Consider the following 17,481-nt stretch of genomic DNA (forward strand, 5'->3'; position numbering starts at 1 on the left):
TAATGGGTTTTTTCGCGTCCGGCCTGCGCCGTGGCGCGTTGTGCGTGGCATAATCGACCGCATCCGCAAGGCTTGTAGTCACAACGACCCCGCATACCCATGGCACAGACTCTCTACGACAAACTGTGGAACACCCACGTGGTCCACACCGAGGAAGACGGCACGACCCTGCTCTACATCGACCGTCAACTGCTGCATGAAGTCACGAGCCCGCAGGCATTCGAAGGGCTGAAGATCGCGCAGCGTCCGGTGTGGCGCATCAGCGCGAACCTGGCCGTGTCGGACCACAACGTGCCGACGACGGACCGCAGCCACGGCATCGCCGATCCCGTCTCTAAGCTGCAGGTCGACACGCTCGACGCGAACTGCGACGCGTTCGGCATCACGCAGTTCAAGATGAACGACGTGCGCCAGGGCATCGTGCACATCATCGGGCCGGAGCAGGGCGCGACGCTGCCGGGCATGACGATCGTCTGTGGCGATTCGCATACGTCGACGCACGGCGCGTTCGGCGCGCTCGCGCACGGCATCGGCACGTCGGAAGTCGAGCACGTGCTCGCGACGCAAACGCTCCTGCAGAAGAAGAGCAAGAACATGCTCGTGAAGGTCGAGGGTGCGCTGCCGCGCGGTTGTACCGCGAAGGACATCGTGCTCGCGATCATCGGCAAGATCGGCACCGCGGGCGGCACGGGCTATGCGATCGAATTCGGCGGCTCGACCATTCGCGCGCTGACGATGGAAGGCCGCATGACCGTCTGCAACATGGCGATCGAGGCCGGCGCGCGTGCGGGCATGGTCGCCGTCGACGATACGACGATCGATTACCTGAAGGGCCGTCCGTTCGTGCCGACCGGCGCGGAATGGGATCAGGCCGTCGAATACTGGCGTCAGTTCAAGTCGGACGAAGGCGCGCAGTTCGACCGCGTGGTCGAGCTGAATGCGGCCGAGATCGTCCCGCAGGTCACGTGGGGCACGTCGCCGGAAATGGTCACGTCGATCGACGGTCGCGTGCCCGATCCCGAGCGCGAAAAGGATCCGGTCAAGCGCGACGCGATGGAGCGTGCGCTGGCCTACATGGCGCTCGAGCCGAACACGCCGATCGAATCGATCAAGGTCGACAAGATCTTCATCGGCTCGTGCACGAACGCACGGATCGAGGACATCCGCGCGGCCGCGTACGTCGTGAAGAAGCTGAACCGCCGCGTCGCACCGAACGTGCGGCTCGCGATGGTCGTGCCGGGCTCGGGCCTCGTGAAGGCGCAGGCCGAGCGCGAAGGGCTCGACAAGGTGTTCACCGATGCGGGCTTCGAATGGCGCGAGCCGGGCTGCTCGATGTGCCTCGCGATGAACGCCGACCGGCTCGATCCGGGCGAGCGCTGCGCGTCGACGTCGAACCGCAACTTCGAAGGCCGGCAGGGCGCGGGCGGTCGCACGCACCTCGTGAGCCCCGCGATGGCGGCGGCCGCGGCGATCGAAGGTCACTTCGTCGACATTCGCCAGCTGGGGTAACGCGTGACGGCATCGAAGCTCATCGCGCGGCTGGTCGCCGCGCTGGCGCTCGCGGCGCTGGGCGTCGGCCTGGCCGGCTGCAATACCGTCCGAGGCTTCGGCGAGGACGTCCATGCCGCCGGCAACGCGCTGCAGCGCGCCGCGGACTGACGCCACCCGAGAATTTGTCGATGGGTGCCGGCGCGTGCCGGCCCTTCAACCGGATAGACGGATCATGGAAAAATTCACTGTACATACCGGCGTCGTGGCGCCGCTCGATCGCGAGAACGTCGACACCGACGCGATCATCCCGAAGCAGTTCCTGAAGTCGATCAAGCGCACGGGCTTCGGTCCGAACGCGTTCGACGAATGGCGCTATCTCGATCACGGCGAGCCGGGCCAGGACAATTCGAAGCGTCCGCTGAACCCGGATTTCGTGCTGAACCAGCCGCGCTATCAGGGCGCATCGGTGCTGCTCGCCCGCAAGAACTTCGGCTGCGGCAGCTCGCGCGAGCACGCGCCGTGGGCGCTGCAGCAGTACGGCTTCCGCGCGATCATCGCGCCGAGCTTCGCGGACATCTTCTTCAACAACTGCTACAAGAACGGTCTGCTGCCGATCGTGCTGACCGAGCAGCAGGTCGATCACCTGTTCAACGAGACGGTCGCGTTCAACGGCTATCAACTGACGATCGACCTCGACGCGCAGGTCGTGCGCGCCGCCGACGGCCGCGAGTATCCGTTCGAGATCGCCGCATTCCGCAAGTACTGCCTGCTGAATGGCTTCGACGACATCGGCCTCACGCTGCGCTACGCGGACAAGATCCGCCAGTTCGAAGCGGAGCGGCTCGTGAAGCAGCCGTGGCTCGACACCAAGCTGGTCGGCTGATCGCGCGTTGCGGGCGCGCCGCGCGTGCGCCCGCCCGCCTGCCTGCCTGCTTCCCCAATACCCTACCCAGTCAGGAATTTCGCATGAAGATTGCAGTGCTGCCGGGCGACGGCATCGGTCCGGAAATCGTCAATGAAGCGGTGAAGGTGCTGAACGCACTCGACGAGAAGTTCGAACTCGAACAGGCGCCGGTCGGCGGCGCGGGCTACGAGGCGAGCGGCCATCCGCTGCCCGACGCGACGCTGGCGCTCGCGAAGCAGGCCGATGCGATCCTGTTCGGCGCGGTCGGCGACTGGAAGTACGATTCGCTGGAGCGCGCGCTGCGCCCCGAGCAGGCGATCCTCGGGCTGCGCAAGCACCTCGAGCTGTTCGCGAACTTCCGTCCGGCGATCTGCTATCCGCAGCTCGTCGATGCGTCGCCGCTGAAGCCCGAGCTCGTCGCGGGCCTCGACATCCTGATCGTGCGCGAACTGAACGGCGACATCTACTTCGGCCAGCCGCGCGGCGTGCGTGCGGCGCCGGACGGCCCGTTCGCCGGCGAGCGCGAAGGCTTCGACACGATGCGCTATTCGGAGCCGGAAGTGCGCCGCATCGCGCACGTCGCGTTCCAGGCCGCGCAAAAACGCGCGAAGAAGCTGCTGTCGGTCGACAAGTCGAACGTGCTGGAGACGTCGCAGTTCTGGCGCGACATCATGATCGACGTGTCGAAGGAGTACGCGGACGTCGAGCTGTCGCACATGTACGTCGACAACGCGGCGATGCAGCTCGCGAAGGCGCCGAAGCAGTTCGACGTGATCGTCACCGGCAACATGTTCGGCGACATCCTGTCGGATGAGGCGTCGATGCTGACGGGCTCGATCGGCATGCTGCCGTCGGCGTCGCTCGACAAGCACAACAAGGGCCTGTACGAGCCGTCGCACGGTTCGGCGCCGGACATCGCGGGCAAGGGCATCGCGAACCCGCTCGCGACGATCCTGTCGGCCGCGATGCTGCTGCGCTACTCGCTGAATCGCGCGGAGCAGGCCGATCGCATCGAACGCGCGGTGAAAACGGTGCTCGAACAGGGTTACCGTACGGGCGACATCGCGACGCCGGGCTGCAAGCAGGTCGGCACGGCTGCGATGGGCGACGCGGTGGTCGCCGCGCTGTAGGCGGACGGAAATGCAGTCCGGCAATTAAGATGAAAAGGGCGCGAACGGGCCGTAAAAATCGGCCGGTTCGCGCGCGGTTGGCCGTTGTGCGGGCCACCGGCTTTGTGTAGACTCGAACGATGGCGCTGATTTCCCTGATCTCCCCGGTCCTGAAACTCCACGGCAACACTGCCCGTGCGGGTGCGCGCGCCATCGTCATCACGAAAACCATTACCACGAAAACGATCATTAAACGCTGATCGCCGTCGTGCCCGCCTGTTTCCCCGCGCGGTCACGCGGGGACGGAAATGGCGGGGAAGCTCCATTCAAAGCAAAGGGTTAGTCATGAACGTAGGTCTCGTAGGTTGGCGCGGCATGGTCGGCAGCGTCCTGATGCAGCGCATGCAGGAAGAGGGCGATTTCGACCTGATCGAACCGGTGTTCTTCAGCACCAGCAACACGGGCGGCAAGGCGCCGTCGTTCGCGAAAAACGAGACCACGCTCAAGGACGCGACCAACGTCGACGAGCTGAAGAAGTGCGACGTGATCATCACGTGCCAGGGCGGCGACTATACGAACGACGTGTTTCCGAAGCTGCGCGCGGCCGGCTGGAACGGCTACTGGATCGACGCGGCATCGTCGCTGCGGATGAAGGACGACGCGGTCATCATTCTCGATCCGGTCAACCTCGACGTGATCAAGGACGCGCTCGTCAAGGGCACGAAGAACTTCATCGGCGGCAACTGCACGGTCAGCCTGATGCTGATGGCGCTCGGCGGCCTGTTCCGCGAGAACCTCGTCGACTGGATGACGGCGATGACGTACCAGGCCGCGTCGGGCGCGGGCGCGCAGAACATGCGCGAGCTGCTGTCGCAGATGGGCACGCTGAACGGCGCGGTGCAGGAGCAGCTCGCCGATCCGGCTTCCGCGATTCTCGACATCGACCGCCGCGTGCTGGCCGCGATGAACAGCGATGCGATGCCGACGAGCCACTTCGGCGTGCCGCTCGCCGGTTCGCTGATTCCGTGGATCGACAAGGATCTCGGCAACGGGATGTCGAAGGAAGAGTGGAAGGGCGGCGCGGAAACCAACAAGATCCTCGGCAAGCCGGCGATGGGTGAGCCGGGTTCGATCCCGGTCGACGGCCTGTGCGTGCGGATCGGCGCGATGCGCTGCCACTCGCAGGCGCTGACGATCAAGCTCAAGAAGGACGTGCCGCTCGACGAGATCAACGGCATCCTCGCGTCGGCGAACGACTGGGTGAAGGTCGTGCCGAACGAGCGTGAAGCGTCGATGCGCGACCTGTCGCCGGCGAAGATCACCGGCACGCTGTCGGTGCCGGTCGGCCGCCTGCGCAAGCTCGCGATGGGCGGCGAATACCTGTCGGCGTTCACGGTCGGCGATCAACTGCTGTGGGGTGCGGCCGAGCCGCTGCGCCGCATGCTGCGCATCCTGCTCGACAAGTAAGCCCGCACGCTGTCCGGCCCGCGGGCCGGGCTGCACGACACGACGCGCCGCGTCGGCCTCGAGATTCAGGGCCGGCGCGGCGCGTTTTTCATGCGCGGTTCAGCGCAGACTCAGCGCAGGTTCAGCGCAGGTTCAGCAGCGTCTGATCGACGGCCTGCTGGGTCTTGATCGTCTGCGCATTCGCCTGATAATTGCGCTGCGCGGTGATCAGGTTCACGAGCTCGTTCGTGAGGTTGACGTTCGAGTTTTCCAGCGCGCTGCCCTGCAGCGTGCCGTGGTTCGTGCTGCCCGGCGCGGAGATCTGCGGCACGCCCGACGCGGCGGATTCCGCATACTGGTTGCCGCCGATGTTCACGAGCCCGTTCGGGTTGTTGAAGTTCGCGAGCGCGATCAGGCCGAGCACTGCGCTCTGGCCGTTCGAGTAGTTGCCGGTCAGCGTGCCGTGGGCGCCGATCGAGAACGTCGTCAGCGTGCCGCTCGCGAAGCCGTCCTGCGCGAGATTGTTCACGCCGTCCTTGCCGCCATACTGCGTCGTGCCGCCCAGATCGAGCGTCAGGTTCTGCGGGTTGGCGCCGCCCGTCGTGTTCGGGATCGAGAACGCGAACTGGCCGAGGCTCGGCGTCGGCTGGCCGGTCGCGGCCGACGTCGTCGAGCTGATCCGGCCCGATGCGTCGAACGTGACGGTGCCGAGATGCGTCGGCGTCTGGCCCGGCACGCCCGCGTAGGCCTGCCACGTGCCGGCCGCGCGCTTCGCGAAGTACATCGCGACCTGTTGCGAGCCGCCGAGCGTGTCGTAGACCTGGATCGACGCGTTGTAGTTGTACGTCGTGTTGTCGGTCGCGTTGAACGGCGTCCTGGTCGGCACCTTGTCCTGCGCGTTCAGGTTGAACTGGCCGGTGATCCTGTTCGTCGCGCGTGGCGCGAGGTTGCCGGTCGGCGCTTGCAGCGGCACCGTTTGCGCTGTGTCGATCGCGCCGCCGGCGCCTGCCGCATAGCCCATCAGGTTGCGGCCGTGCGCGTCGACGATCGCACCGTTCTTGTCGCGGTGGAACGTGCCGTCGCGTGAATACGTGGTCACGCCGTTGCTCGACATCTGGAAGAAGCCGTTGCCGTTGATCGCGACGTCGAGCGCCGACTTCGTCGAATCGATCGTCCCCTGGCCGAAATTCTGCTGCACCGACGCGAGCCGCGTGCCGATGCCGATCTGCGTGTTGACCGACGTCGCGACCGAATTTGCGTACATGTCGGCGAAATTCGCGCGCCCCTGTTTGAAGCCAACCGTGTTTGCGTTCGCGATGTTGTTGCCGATCACGTCGAGCTTGCTCGACGCGCCGGCCAACCCGCTCAAACCCTGCTGATAGCCCATGTTCGGTCCCCGTAACGAGCTGGTGAGTGAATGCAGTCGTGCGACTGCGCGATGGCCCTCCGGCACTTCACGGCAGCAGCCTGGCCGAGCGGGCTCCCGCCTTTCCGGCATGGGCAGGCGCGAGGCCGAAATGCGCCGATTCCTGTTTAGGGGCGATCGTATCGGCGGTAATTAATCGATCTGTGTAATTTTGTGTAATGAAATTGAATTCGTGTGAAAGTGGTCGCTTTCATATGACCGATGGAGCATGAGGAAGGTGCTGAAAGCCTTGTGGGGTGGAGCTTCGGGAGTGTGGATTTTCATTTCTTCGATAAGAGCGGGAAATTGCCTTCTTATCGAAGAACTGGATGTAATTGGAGCGAGATTGATCGCCGGTCGCGATTTGTTTTGATTTTCGGCTGTCAATTCATTAACGGCGGCCGGGGCGGATTGCCGAGGGGACGTTGGCGTTTCTGTCGCCGCGATCTTGCGGCGTGCACGAGGTGAACACGCGGTGAACGCGCCAGAAAGCAGCCATTCGAACGGTGGGGCGATGCCGCTGCGAGATGGTTTTCGACTGCGCGCGCGCAGGTTGGCTTCGATCGATCGGATGCATGGGCTGACGCAGGTGGACCCGCGCGACACGAGCGCCTGCCCGCAGCCGTTGCATCTACGGGCGACGAATTCGGCCGGAACCCGATCGTGTGAAGTAAACTACGCGGTTACGACGCACAGACCCGCCGAAAGCGTCGCGTTCCGCGCGACGCTTTTGCATTTCTGCAGCCATTTTATTGACGCTTCCAACCGTGAATCCGAGCCGCGCCCGCGCGCGGCGATAGAGCCAACGATGTCCCGAATTTCCTTGTTTCCGCGTCAGTCCCGTCTGTCGCGCGCCGTGCGTGGCGCGCTGGCGATCCTGGTGCTCGGCGCAGCCGCATCGGCGTGGGCGGTCGGCACCGGCGAACTGCCGGCGTCCGCCGCCGGCGGCGCCGCTCCGCTTACCGTGACGGTCCAGCCGGGCCAGTCGCTGAACGACATCGCGAAAGCGGCCACGCAATCGCACGATCCGGCCGTGCTCGCGCGCGCGGGCCGTGCGCTGTTCGACGCCAATCCGCAGGCGTTCATGAAGCGCGACGCGAGCCGCCTGAAAGTCGGCGCGACGTTGACCTTGCCCCCGCTCGACGCCACCGGCGCGGCGCTCGTGCCGGCCGGCGCGTCCGCTGCGTCGGGTACGGCGGCCGCTTCCGCACCCGCCGCATCTGGCGGGGCGGCGAGCGCGCAGCACGGCGCATCCGCGCCGCATGCCGGCTCGGCCGTGCAGCCCGCGCCGATGGCGCCGGTCGTGCATGCAGCGCCGGTGAGCGGGGCGAGCGCCGCGGCGGCGGCGGGGGCGTCGGCTTCGAGCGGTGCTTCGGCTTCGAGCGGTGCTTCGGCTTCGAGCGGCGCGTCGGCTGTCGATGGCATGCAGCCGGCGGCGCCCACCGCAGGTGCAAGCGGCCCGCACGTATGGACCGGTGCGATCCAGTCGGCGCCGTCGTCCGCGAGCGAGGCCGCGGGGCCGTCGGCGCCGGGCAGCCCGGTCTTCGGCGTGCATGAACCGGCCGGCGCGGCGCCCGCCGTCGGTGCGTCGCAGCCGCGGCCGTCGAGCCTGCAGCAATTGCTGGCATTGAAGAATCGCGTGCTGATGGAGTTGCAGAAGCACGGCATCGGCAAACCGGCAACGACGACCGGCGTAGCGCCTGCGCCCGCTCCGGCACCCGCCGCGCCGCGTCCGGCCGCGAATGACGCCGGTGCGTCGGCCGCTGCATCGACGGCGGACGAGGTCGCGTCGGGTGTGGCAGCCAGTGCGCCGCAACCGGCATCGGCTTCGGTACAACCGGCCGCACCCGTCGCGACGCCTGCACGTCGTACCGAGCAGATGGACTGGCGCCCGGCCGCTGCGGCCGGCGCTGCCGTGATCGTGCTCGCGGCCGGCTTCGCGTGGCGCAAGCGCCGCAAGGGTCGTCGCGCGGACGATGCGGGGACGGCTGCGACGGCGGCCGCGGCAGGCGGTGCTGCGGTTGCAGAAGCGGAAGCCGCGCCGTCCGTCGAACGCGAACTGCCGATCACGCCCGAGATGCCGGTCGCACGCGATGCGGCGTCCGACATGAATCTCGCCGCAGCGGCCGCCGCTGCGGCGGAGACGGTCGAGCCACCCGTCGCGGACACATCGTCCGCGCCCGACCTGACGGCGCCGCGCGACGAATCGCCTGAATCGCTGCCTGCGCACGCTGCGGAGCCGGCCGCGAGCGCGGCGACCCCGGTTTCGACCGCGGCGTCGCACGACGCGGAACCGGCCGAAAAAGCCGCTGCCGCCGACGAGCCAGCCGAGCCGGCCGCCGCATCCGCTGCACCTTCGACGACCGAAGCGCAGCACGCGACGCTGATGCAGAACGCGATCAGCGCGCTCAATAGTCTCGACATGCCGTTGCCGCCGCGGGCGGCAGGCGAACCATCGGCGGCGGAGGAGGAACCGTCTGCGGGGGCGACGCAGATCGACGCCGATAAAATTGCAACTAACGGTCAATCCACTCAGCGCCCGGCGATGGGTTCGGGTGAAGCGGCACCGGAACATCCGGCCGACCAGGAAGACGAGTTGGACTGGGATCCGGATGCGGCGACGCCTGCCGGCCACGCGGGCAACCCGCCCGCGACGTCGTCTCTGCCGCCGCTCGGCGGCGCCCAGTTCGGCGCGCTGAAGCTCGACTTCGATCTCGACCTGCCGTCCACGCCGGGCGCTGCGCTGCCTGCGCTTACCCCCGACGAGCTCGCGCGCATCGCCCGCAACAAGCTGGACCTCGCGGCCGAATACGTCGAACTGGGCGACCTGTCGGGCGCGCGGACGCTGCTGCAGGAAGTGGTCGACGCGAACGACGCCGCGACGCGCGACGACGCACGCGCACTGCTCGCGAAACTGGCGGACGAGGCGTGATGCGGATCGCGCTTGGCATCCAGTACGACGGCGCGGCGTTCTGCGGCTGGCAGGCGCAGCCGCACGGCAAGACCGTGCAGGACCGGCTCGAACACGCGCTGGCCGAGTTCGCGCGGGTGCCGCTGCACACGACGGTTGCGGGGCGGACCGACACCGGCGTGCACGGGCTCGGGCAAGTCGTGCATTTCGACACCGACCTCGAGCGCGAAGCGTTCTCGTGGGTGCGCGGCACCAACGCGTTCCTGCCGCCGACCGTGTCGGTGCAATGGGCGAAGCCGATGCCGGACACGTTCCACGCGCGTTTCTCGGCGTTCGAGCGCACTTACTACTACGCGCTGTACGTGCATCCCGTGCGCTCGCCGATGCTGGCCGGCCGTGCGGGCTGGATCCACACGCCGCTCGACGACGACGCGATGCGCGCCGCCGCCGCGCACCTGATCGGCGAGCACGACTTTTCGTCGTTCCGGTCGTCGGAATGCCAGTCGAAGACGCCGGTCAAACACCTGTATCAGATCGACGTGCGGCGCGCGGGGCATTTCATCCATTTCCGCTTCCGCGCGAACGCGTTCCTGCATCACATGGTGCGCAACCTGATGGGCTGCCTCGTCGCGGTCGGACGCGGCCGCTACCCGGCCGACTGGCTGGCCGACGTGCTGGCCGGGCGCGACCGCAACCTCGCGGCGCCCACGTTCATGGCCGACGGGCTGTACCTTGCCCACGTCGGCTACCCGGCGGAATTCGCCGTCCCGCCCGCGCAGCTTGGCAGCGTGCCGTGGAGCAGCGTCTGGGCCGATCTGGACCCACTATCATGACGGATCACGACGTGCCTTCTTCGAATTCCGCCGCGGCGGGCCTGCCGCCGCGCACGCGCATCAAGCTGTGCGGGCTGTCGCGCCGCGAGGACGTGCTGCACGCGGCGGCGCTCGGCGCCGATGCGATCGGCCTGGTGTTCTACCCGAAGAGCCCGCGCGCCGTGACGATCGCGCAGGCGGCCGAGCTGGCGAGTCTCGCGCCGCCTTTCGTGTCCGTGGTCGGGCTGTTCGTGAATGCGACCGAAGCCGAGATCGAGGCCATCGTGCGCGACGTGCCGCTCACGGTGCTGCAGTTCCACGGCGACGAGACGCCGGCGCAGTGCGATGCGCTCGGCCGCGCGGCGCGCCTGCCGTGGTTGCGCGCGGTGCGCGTCGGCCCCTCGACGCAGCCGTCCGATTTGGTAGAATCGGCTCTTCATTATTCGAAAGCGCGCGGCCTCCTGTTCGACACCCTGGTGCCGGATTACGGCGGTAGCGGCAAGGTCTTCGATTGGTCTCTTATTCCCGCAGAGCTCGCGCGTCGGGCCGTTTTGAGTGGTGGCTTGAACGCGCAAAACGTCGGTGATGCGATCCGCCAGTTGCGTCCGTTCGCTGTCGATGTCTCGAGTGGCATCGAAGTGGAGGGCGCGAAGGGCGTGAAGGATCACGCCCGGATGGCGGCGTTCGTACGCGCGGTGCGCGAAGCGGACGCCGGATGAGGCAAGCCGGTGCGGCCCGACAAGCGCGGCGCACCGACCGATCGAGAGAGACACCATGTACAACCTTCCCGATGATCGCGGCCATTTCGGCCCGTATGGCGGCGTGTTCGTCGCCGAGACGCTGATTCACGCGCTGGACGAACTGCGCGCGGCGTATGAAAAGTTCCAGAACGATCCCGACTTCGTCGCCGAATTCGAGCGCGAGCTGAAGTATTTCGTCGGCCGTCCGTCGCCGATCTATCACGCGCAGCGCTGGAGCGAGATGCTCGGCGGCGCGCAGATCTACCTGAAGCGCGAAGACCTGAACCACACCGGTGCGCACAAGATCAACAACGTGATCGGCCAGGCGCTGCTCGCGAAGCGCATGGGCAAGAAGCGCGTGATCGCGGAAACCGGCGCCGGCCAGCACGGCGTCGCGACCGCGACGATCTGCGCGCGCTTCGGGATGGAGTGCGTGGTCTACATGGGCGCGGAGGACGTGCGCCGGCAGGCCGCGAACGTCTACCGGATGAAGCTGCTTGGAGCGACGGTCGTGCCGGTCGAATCGGGTTCGCGCACGCTGAAGGACGCGCTGAACGAAGCAATGCGCGACTGGGTCACGAACATCGAAAGCACGTTCTACATCATCGGCACGGTCGCGGGCCCGCATCCGTATCCGATGATGGTGCGCGACTTCCAGCGCGTGATCGGCGACGAGTGCAAGGTGCAGATGCCCGAGCTCGCGGGCCGGCAGCCGGACGCGGTGATCGCCTGCGTCGGTGGCGGGTCGAACGCGATGGGCATCTTCTATCCGTACATCGACGATCGATCGGTGCAACTGATCGGCGTCGAAGCGGCCGGCGACGGCATCGACACGGGTCATCACGCGGCATCGCTGATCGCCGGCAGCCCTGGCGTGCTGCACGGCAACCGCACGTATCTGCTGCAGGACGACAACGGCCAGATCATCGAGACGCATTCGGTGTCGGCGGGCCTCGACTATCCGGGCGTCGGCCCCGAACACGCATGGCTGAAGGACAGCGGCCGCGCGCAGTACGTGCCGATCACCGACGACGAGGCGCTGAAGGCATTCCACGACTGTTGCCGGATCGAGGGGATCATCCCCGCGCTCGAGTCGAGCCACGCGATCGCGTATGGCGTGAAGCTCGCGCCGACGTTGCCGAAGGACAAGATCCTGCTCGTCAACCTGTCGGGCCGCGGCGACAAGGACATGCACACGGTCGCCGAGCGATCGGGCATCGAGCTCTGACCCCGACCGATGCGTGACCTGATCGAAGAGCCGGGCGGCGGCGCCGCGAGCGAGGCGGAGGCGGCCCAGCCCGCCGCTGCCGTGCCGCGCGTGCTGCCGCACGGTATCGAACTGCACAACCGCGATTTCCTGACCGATGCCGCGCACCTGCCGGATGCGTCGATCGACCTGATCGTCGCCGATCCGCCGTACGGGCTCGGCAAGGACTACGGCAACGACTCGGACAAGCGTTCGGGCGACGATTTCCTCGCGTGGACGCGCGAGTGGCTCGAGCTCGCGATTCCGAAGCTGAAGCCGAGCGGGTCGATGTACATCTTCTGCACGTGGCAGTACGCGCCGGAAATCTTCAGTTTCCTGAAGACGCAGCTCACGATGGTCAACGAGATCATCTGGGACCGGCGCGTGCCGAGCATGGGCGGCACGACGCGCCGTTTCACGTCGGTGCACGACAACATCGGCTTTTTCGCGGTTTCCAAAGCGTATTACTTCGATCTCGATCCGGTCCGCATCCCGTACGACGCCGACACGAAGAAGGCCCGCTCGCGCAAGCTGTTCGAAGGCAGCAAGTGGCTGGAGATGGGCTACAACCCGAAGGACGTCTGGTCGGTCTCGCGCCTGCACCGGCAGCACGCGGAGCGCGTCGATCATCCGACCCAGAAGCCGCTGGAAATCATCGAGCGGATGGTGCTCGCAAGCTGCCCGCCGGGCGGCCGCGTGCTCGATCCGTTCATGGGCAGCGGCACGACCGCGGTGGCCTGCGCACGGCAGGGGCGCGACTTCGTCGGCTACGAGATCAACGAAAGCTATTGTGCGATCGCGCACGAGCGCGTGAGCGCGCTCGCCGCGCCGGCGTGCGCGTGAATCGCGCCGCCGCGTCGCCGAAACGCATCAAGGAAAATTGCCATGTCCCGTATTCAGCAGACCTTTGCCGCGCTCGCCGAACAAGGCCGTAAGGGCCTGATCCCGTTCATCACGGCCGGCGACCCCGATCCCGCGAAAACCGTCGAATTCATGCACGCGCTCGCTGCCGGCGGCGCGGACGTGATCGAACTCGGCGTGCCGTTCTCGGACCCGATGGCCGACGGCCCCGTGATCCAGCGCTCGTCGGAACGCGCGCTCGCGCGCGGCGTCACGCTCACGAGCGTGCTCGCCGACGTGAAGCGTTTTCGCGAAACCGACGCCAAAACCCCCGTCGTGCTGATGGGCTATGCGAACCCGATCGAACGGATGGGCGTCGATGCGTTCGCGGCGCAAGCGCATGCGGCCGGCGTCGACGGCGTGCTGGTGGTCGACTATCCGCCTGAAGAGGCGGGCGTGTTCGCGGAAAAGATGCGGGCCGCGCAGATCGATCCGATCTTCCTGCTCGCGCCCACGTCGACCGACGAGCGCATCGCCGACGTCGGCAAGATCGCGAGCGGCTACGTGTATTACGTGTCGCTCAAGGGCGTGACCGGCGCCGGAAATCTGGATGTTTCGAGCATTGCAGGTAAAATCCCGGCCATCAAGTCGCGCGTGCCGGTTCCGGTGGGCGTCGGCTTCGGTATCCGCGACGCCGAAACGGCGCGCGCGGTGGCCGAAGTGTCGGACGCCGTCGTGATCGGCAGCCGCCTGGTGCGGCTGCTCGAGAGCGCCGCGCCGGAAGGCGCCGCCGCCGCGCTGAAGGCGTTCATCGCCGAGCTGCGCGCCGCGCTGGACGGCGCCGCCAAGGCAGCGTGATAAACACAACACAGGAAGCGGGAACGAGCCGATCGGCCCGCCCCGCCACGGAACAGGAAACCATACGATGAGCTGGCTCGACAAACTGTTGCCGCCGAAGATCAAGCAGACCGACCCGAAAAGCCGCAAGGGCATTCCGGAAGGCCTGTGGGTCAAGTGCCCGTCCTGCGAGGCCGTTCTCTATCGCAACGACGTGGACGCGAACCTGCACGTGTGCCCGAAGTGCGATCACCACATGCGCATCGGCGCGCGCGAGCGTCTCGACGGGCTGCTCGATCCGGAAGGCCGCTACGAGATCGGCCAGGAAGTCGTGCCGGTCGACTCGCTGAAATTTAAGGACAGCCGCAAGTACCCCGATCGTCTGAAGGAAGCGATGGACGAAACCGGCGAGACCGACGCGATGGTCGTGATGGGCGGAGCGATCCACACGCTGCCGGTCGTGGCTGCCTGCTTCGAGTTTTCGTTCATGGGCGGCTCGATGGGTTCGGTCGTCGGCGAGCGCTTCGCGCGCGGCGCGCAGAACGCGCTGGAACAGCACGTGCCGTTCATCTGCTTCACCGCATCGGGCGGCGCACGGATGCAGGAAAGCCTGCTGTCGTTGATGCAGATGGCCAAGACCACCGCGATGCTGACGAAGCTCGCCGAAGCGAAGCTGCCGTTCATCTCGGTGCTGACCGATCCGACGATGGGCGGCGTGTCGGCAAGCTTCGCGTTCCTCGGCGACGTCGTGATCGCCGAGCCGAAGGCGCTGATCGGCTTCGCGGGCCCGCGCGTGATCGAGCAGACGGTTCGCGAGAAGCTGCCGGAAGGCTTCCAGCGCGCCGAATTCCTGCTGAAGACGGGCGCGATCGACATGATCGTCGACCGCCGCAAGATGCGCGACGAGATCGCGCAGCTGCTCGCACTGCTGCAGCGTCAGCCGGCCGACGCGCTGGCCTGAGCGCAGGGGCTGTGAACCGCGCGCGTCGCCCGGCTTCAGCGTCGGGCGGCGCGCTTCGTTTTTTGGCGTAGTGTGGCCGTACCGATTCAGATTTGATCCGATGAGCACTTTTCCCACTCTCGACGCGTGGCTTTCGCATCTCGAGCGCGCGCACCCGGTCGGCATCGACATGGGCCTCACCCGCATCGGGCAGGTCAAGGCGGCGCTGCAGCTCGAATTCGCGTGCCCCGTGATCACCGTCGGCGGCACGAACGGCAAGGGCTCGACCTGCGCATTCCTCGAGACGATTCTCGTGCGCGCGGGCTACAAGGTCGGTTGCCACACGTCGCCGCACCTGCTCGAATTCAACGAGCGCGCACGCGTGAACGGGCAGAACGTGACCGACGACGAACTGCTGCCGCACTTCGAGGCCGTCGAAGCCGCGCGCACGGCGCTGGCCGAGCCCGTGTCGCTCACGTATTTCGAATTCACGACGCTCGCGATCCTCCATCTGTTCGCGTCGCGCGGGCTCGACGCGGTGATTCTCGAAGTCGGCCTCGGCGGCCGGCTCGATGCGGTCAACATCATCGATACCGATTGCGCGATCGTCACGAGCATCGACATCGACCACACCGAATACCTCGGCGACACGCGCGAGAAGATCGCGTTCGAGAAGGCCGGGATCTTCCGCGCGGGCAAGCCGGCGATCTGCGGCGATCCGGCCGCGCCGCAGACGCTGATTGACCACGCCGAAGCGATCGGCGCCGATCTGTGGCTGGTCGGCCGCGATTTCCGCTACGAGGCGCAGGCGGGCGCCGAGCGCCAGCAATGGAGCTACCTCGGCCGGGAGAAGCGCTATCCGGCGCTCGCGTATCCGGCGCTGCGCGGCGCGAATCAGCTGATCAACGCATCGGCCGCGCTCGCCGCGCTCGAGGCGCTGCGCCCGGTGCTGCCGGTGTCCGCGCAGGACATCCGGCTCGGGCTGGCGAACGTCGAGCTGCCGGGGCGCTTCCAGGTGCTGCCCGGCAAACCGGCGATCGTGCTCGACGTCGCGCACAATCCGCATGCGTCGGCCGTGCTCGAGCAGAACCTGGGCAACATGGGCTTCTTCCCGTACACGTACGCGGTGTTCGGCGCGATGCACGACAAGGACATCGACGGCGTGCTGCAGCATCTGAAGGGCGAGATCGACCACTGGTGCGTGACCGATCTGCCGCTGCCGCGCGCGGCCTCCGCGGAGCAGCTCGAAGCCGCGCTGCGCAAGGCCGGCGTGGAGGAGGGGCCCGATTCGAGCGTGACGCGTTACGCGTCGCCCGCGGAAGCGTTTCGCGATGCACTAAAAAGAGCATCCGAGAATGATAGAATCGTGGTTTTCGGCAGTTTCCATACGGTTGCCGGCGTGCTGGCCTACCGTAAATCGCAGCAACACTGACTGACGGGCAGTTTCGGACTCAGCCATTCATGGGAATTTTCTCGTTCGGCAAAAAAGACGACGACGCGCCCCCGCGGCGCGGCGGTCGTACCGGGGCCTCCCGGAACGTGCGCACGGAGCGCACTGAACGCGTCGAGCGACGCTCGCGCCGCACCGAGCGTCCGGAATCGGACGCACTGCTCCTCGATCCGACCCTTCCAGAAAAGCAACGTGCGCGCCGTCGCCTCGTCGGCGCGATCGCGCTCGTCGTGGCCGCGGTGATCGTACTGCCGATGGTGCTCGATTCGCATCCGAAGCCGGTCACCGACGACATCGCGATCGACATCCCGAACCGGCCCGCGCACCAGGCGGTCGCGCCGCGCGACGACGATGTGTCCGACGTGCAGGCGGGTGTCGCGCACGACGAACCGCCGGCCTCCGACACGGCCGTTGCGGCCGCACCGGCACCCGCGCCGAAGGATGCCGCCAAGCCGGTCGCGAAACCCGATACGACCACCACCGCGAGCGTGACGCCGCCGAAGCCCGCGCCGAAGCCGGCTGCTCCCGCGGCGAAACCGGCCACGCCGAAGCCTGCGCCCGCAACCGTCGCGAATACCGACGCGGCGAGCCCGGACAGCGGCGACGCGTCGTCGCCGGCATCGCCGGCCGGTGCGCGCTTCGCGGTGCAGCTCGGTTCGTTCAAGGATGACGCGACGGCCCGTTCGTGGGCGGCCAAATTGAAATCGGCGGGTGTGCCCGCATATGTCGAGCATCGCAAGCAGGCAGACGGCAGCACGGCTACACTGTTGCGTGCCGGCCCGTTCGCGGATCGCTCGGCGGCCTCCGCCGCGATCGCGAAGGTCCGCGAAGCCGGTCTGACGCAGTAATGCCACGATGCTGACGGCTTTCGACTACGCTGTATTGGCGGTGATCGTGTTGTCGGCGCTGCGCGGCGCGTGGCGCGGCTTCGTGTCCGAGATTTTCGGGCTGATCGGCTGGATCGCGGCGATCGTGATCGCGAGCCGCTACGTCGGGCTGGTCGTGCCGTATATCCCGGCGAACTGGCCGGGCGGCGCGCTGACGCAGTGGGTGATCGCCTTCGCGTTGCTCGTGATCGGCGTCGTGCTGGTCGCCGGCGTGGCGAACGCGCTGCTGTCGCGGATCGCGCAGGCGAGTGGCCTGGGCGGCGTCGACCGCTCGCTGGGCATGATGTTCGGGCTGGTGCGCGGCTGCGTGCTGGTGGTGCTGCTGGTCGCGGCGGCCGGGCTGACCGAACTGCCCAAACAGGATTTCTGGCGCAATGCGCTATTGCGTCCTTTTGCCGAACAGGGCGTGCACGAGCTGAAGCAGCTCCTGCCCGACGGCATGGCCCAGTACGTACGCGTGTGA

At 67.1% G+C, this 17,481-nt stretch carries 17 protein-coding genes; 16 read left to right on the forward strand and 1 reads right to left on the reverse strand.

The window, feature by feature from the left end; translation table 11 throughout:
• Positions 1-99: 99 nt before the first annotated feature.
• The 6 genes from leuC to asd all read left to right on the forward strand — a co-directional run bounded on the left by leuC (position 100) and on the right by asd (position 4,971).
• A complete protein-coding gene (gene leuC / locus WT97_RS18090) occupies positions 100-1,509 on the forward strand; it encodes a 3-isopropylmalate dehydratase large subunit (RefSeq protein WP_059501151.1) in 1,410 nt (469 codons plus the stop codon).
• Positions 1,510-1,512: 3 nt separating this feature from the next.
• A complete protein-coding gene (locus WT97_RS18095; RefSeq protein WP_060353970.1) occupies positions 1,513-1,659 on the forward strand; it encodes an entericidin A/B family lipoprotein in 147 nt (48 codons plus the stop codon).
• Between the two features lie 64 nt (positions 1,660-1,723).
• Complete coding sequence (gene leuD / locus WT97_RS18100; protein WP_059501150.1) at positions 1,724-2,374, forward strand: 3-isopropylmalate dehydratase small subunit; 651 nt, start codon at positions 1,724-1,726, stop codon at positions 2,372-2,374.
• An 83-nt stretch (positions 2,375-2,457) separates the two neighbouring features.
• Entirely contained in the window at positions 2,458-3,525 is a 1,068-nt protein-coding gene (gene leuB / locus WT97_RS18105) for a 3-isopropylmalate dehydrogenase (RefSeq protein ID WP_011548096.1), read from the forward strand.
• A gap of 119 nt (positions 3,526-3,644) precedes the next feature.
• Positions 3,645-3,764 (forward strand): hypothetical protein, encoded by a 120-nt coding sequence (locus WT97_RS18110; protein WP_006756675.1) that lies wholly within the window; start codon positions 3,645-3,647, stop codon positions 3,762-3,764.
• Between the two features lie 85 nt (positions 3,765-3,849).
• Positions 3,850-4,971, forward strand: a complete 1,122-nt coding sequence (gene asd / locus WT97_RS18115; protein WP_059783982.1) for an aspartate-semialdehyde dehydrogenase — start codon at positions 3,850-3,852, stop codon at positions 4,969-4,971.
• A gap of 121 nt (positions 4,972-5,092) precedes the next feature.
• Here asd and flgE read toward each other — a convergent pair whose 3' ends face one another.
• Complete coding sequence (flgE, locus tag WT97_RS18120; RefSeq protein WP_060353971.1) at positions 5,093-6,337, reverse strand: flagellar hook protein FlgE; 1,245 nt, start codon at positions 6,335-6,337, stop codon at positions 5,093-5,095.
• An 826-nt stretch (positions 6,338-7,163) separates the two neighbouring features.
• Between flgE and WT97_RS18125 the strand changes: the two genes are divergently transcribed.
• The 10 genes from WT97_RS18125 to WT97_RS18170 all read left to right on the forward strand — a co-directional run bounded on the left by WT97_RS18125 (position 7,164) and on the right by WT97_RS18170 (position 17,481).
• Positions 7,164-9,287: a FimV/HubP family polar landmark protein gene (locus WT97_RS18125; protein WP_060035733.1), complete on the forward strand. Its 2,124-nt coding sequence runs from the start codon at positions 7,164-7,166 to the stop codon at positions 9,285-9,287.
• Entirely contained in the window at positions 9,287-10,099 is an 813-nt protein-coding gene (truA, locus tag WT97_RS18130) for a tRNA pseudouridine(38-40) synthase TruA (protein ID WP_034205167.1), read from the forward strand. The genes WT97_RS18125 and truA overlap by 1 nt, the downstream gene beginning before the upstream one ends.
• Positions 10,096-10,797 (forward strand): phosphoribosylanthranilate isomerase, encoded by a 702-nt coding sequence (locus WT97_RS18135; RefSeq protein WP_060035732.1) that lies wholly within the window; start codon positions 10,096-10,098, stop codon positions 10,795-10,797. Before truA ends, WT97_RS18135 begins: the two co-directional genes overlap by 4 nt.
• A gap of 55 nt (positions 10,798-10,852) precedes the next feature.
• Positions 10,853-12,046 (forward strand): tryptophan synthase subunit beta, encoded by a 1,194-nt coding sequence (trpB, locus tag WT97_RS18140; RefSeq protein ID WP_059501145.1) that lies wholly within the window; start codon positions 10,853-10,855, stop codon positions 12,044-12,046.
• Positions 12,047-12,055: 9 nt separating this feature from the next.
• The gene (locus WT97_RS18145; protein WP_059791997.1) at positions 12,056-12,907 is read left to right on the forward strand and encodes a site-specific DNA-methyltransferase; all 852 of its coding nucleotides are present in this window, start codon (positions 12,056-12,058) and stop codon (positions 12,905-12,907) included.
• Positions 12,908-12,949: 42 nt separating this feature from the next.
• Positions 12,950-13,762, forward strand: a complete 813-nt coding sequence (trpA, locus tag WT97_RS18150; RefSeq protein ID WP_060035731.1) for a tryptophan synthase subunit alpha — start codon at positions 12,950-12,952, stop codon at positions 13,760-13,762.
• A gap of 67 nt (positions 13,763-13,829) precedes the next feature.
• Entirely contained in the window at positions 13,830-14,702 is an 873-nt protein-coding gene (accD, locus tag WT97_RS18155) for an acetyl-CoA carboxylase, carboxyltransferase subunit beta (RefSeq protein WP_040139428.1), read from the forward strand.
• Between the two features lie 100 nt (positions 14,703-14,802).
• Positions 14,803-16,113, forward strand: coding sequence for a bifunctional tetrahydrofolate synthase/dihydrofolate synthase (folC, locus tag WT97_RS18160; protein WP_060035730.1), 1,311 nt, complete (start codon positions 14,803-14,805; stop codon positions 16,111-16,113).
• A gap of 29 nt (positions 16,114-16,142) precedes the next feature.
• On the forward strand, positions 16,143-16,979 hold the full coding sequence (locus WT97_RS18165; protein ID WP_059792003.1) for an SPOR domain-containing protein: 837 nt from the start codon (positions 16,143-16,145) through the stop codon (positions 16,977-16,979).
• A gap of 7 nt (positions 16,980-16,986) precedes the next feature.
• Complete coding sequence (locus WT97_RS18170; RefSeq protein ID WP_006479328.1) at positions 16,987-17,481, forward strand: CvpA family protein; 495 nt, start codon at positions 16,987-16,989, stop codon at positions 17,479-17,481.

It is taken from the genome of Burkholderia sp. MSMB1459WGS, from assembly GCF_001534535.1.
Lineage (GTDB): Bacteria > Pseudomonadota > Gammaproteobacteria > Burkholderiales > Burkholderiaceae > Burkholderia.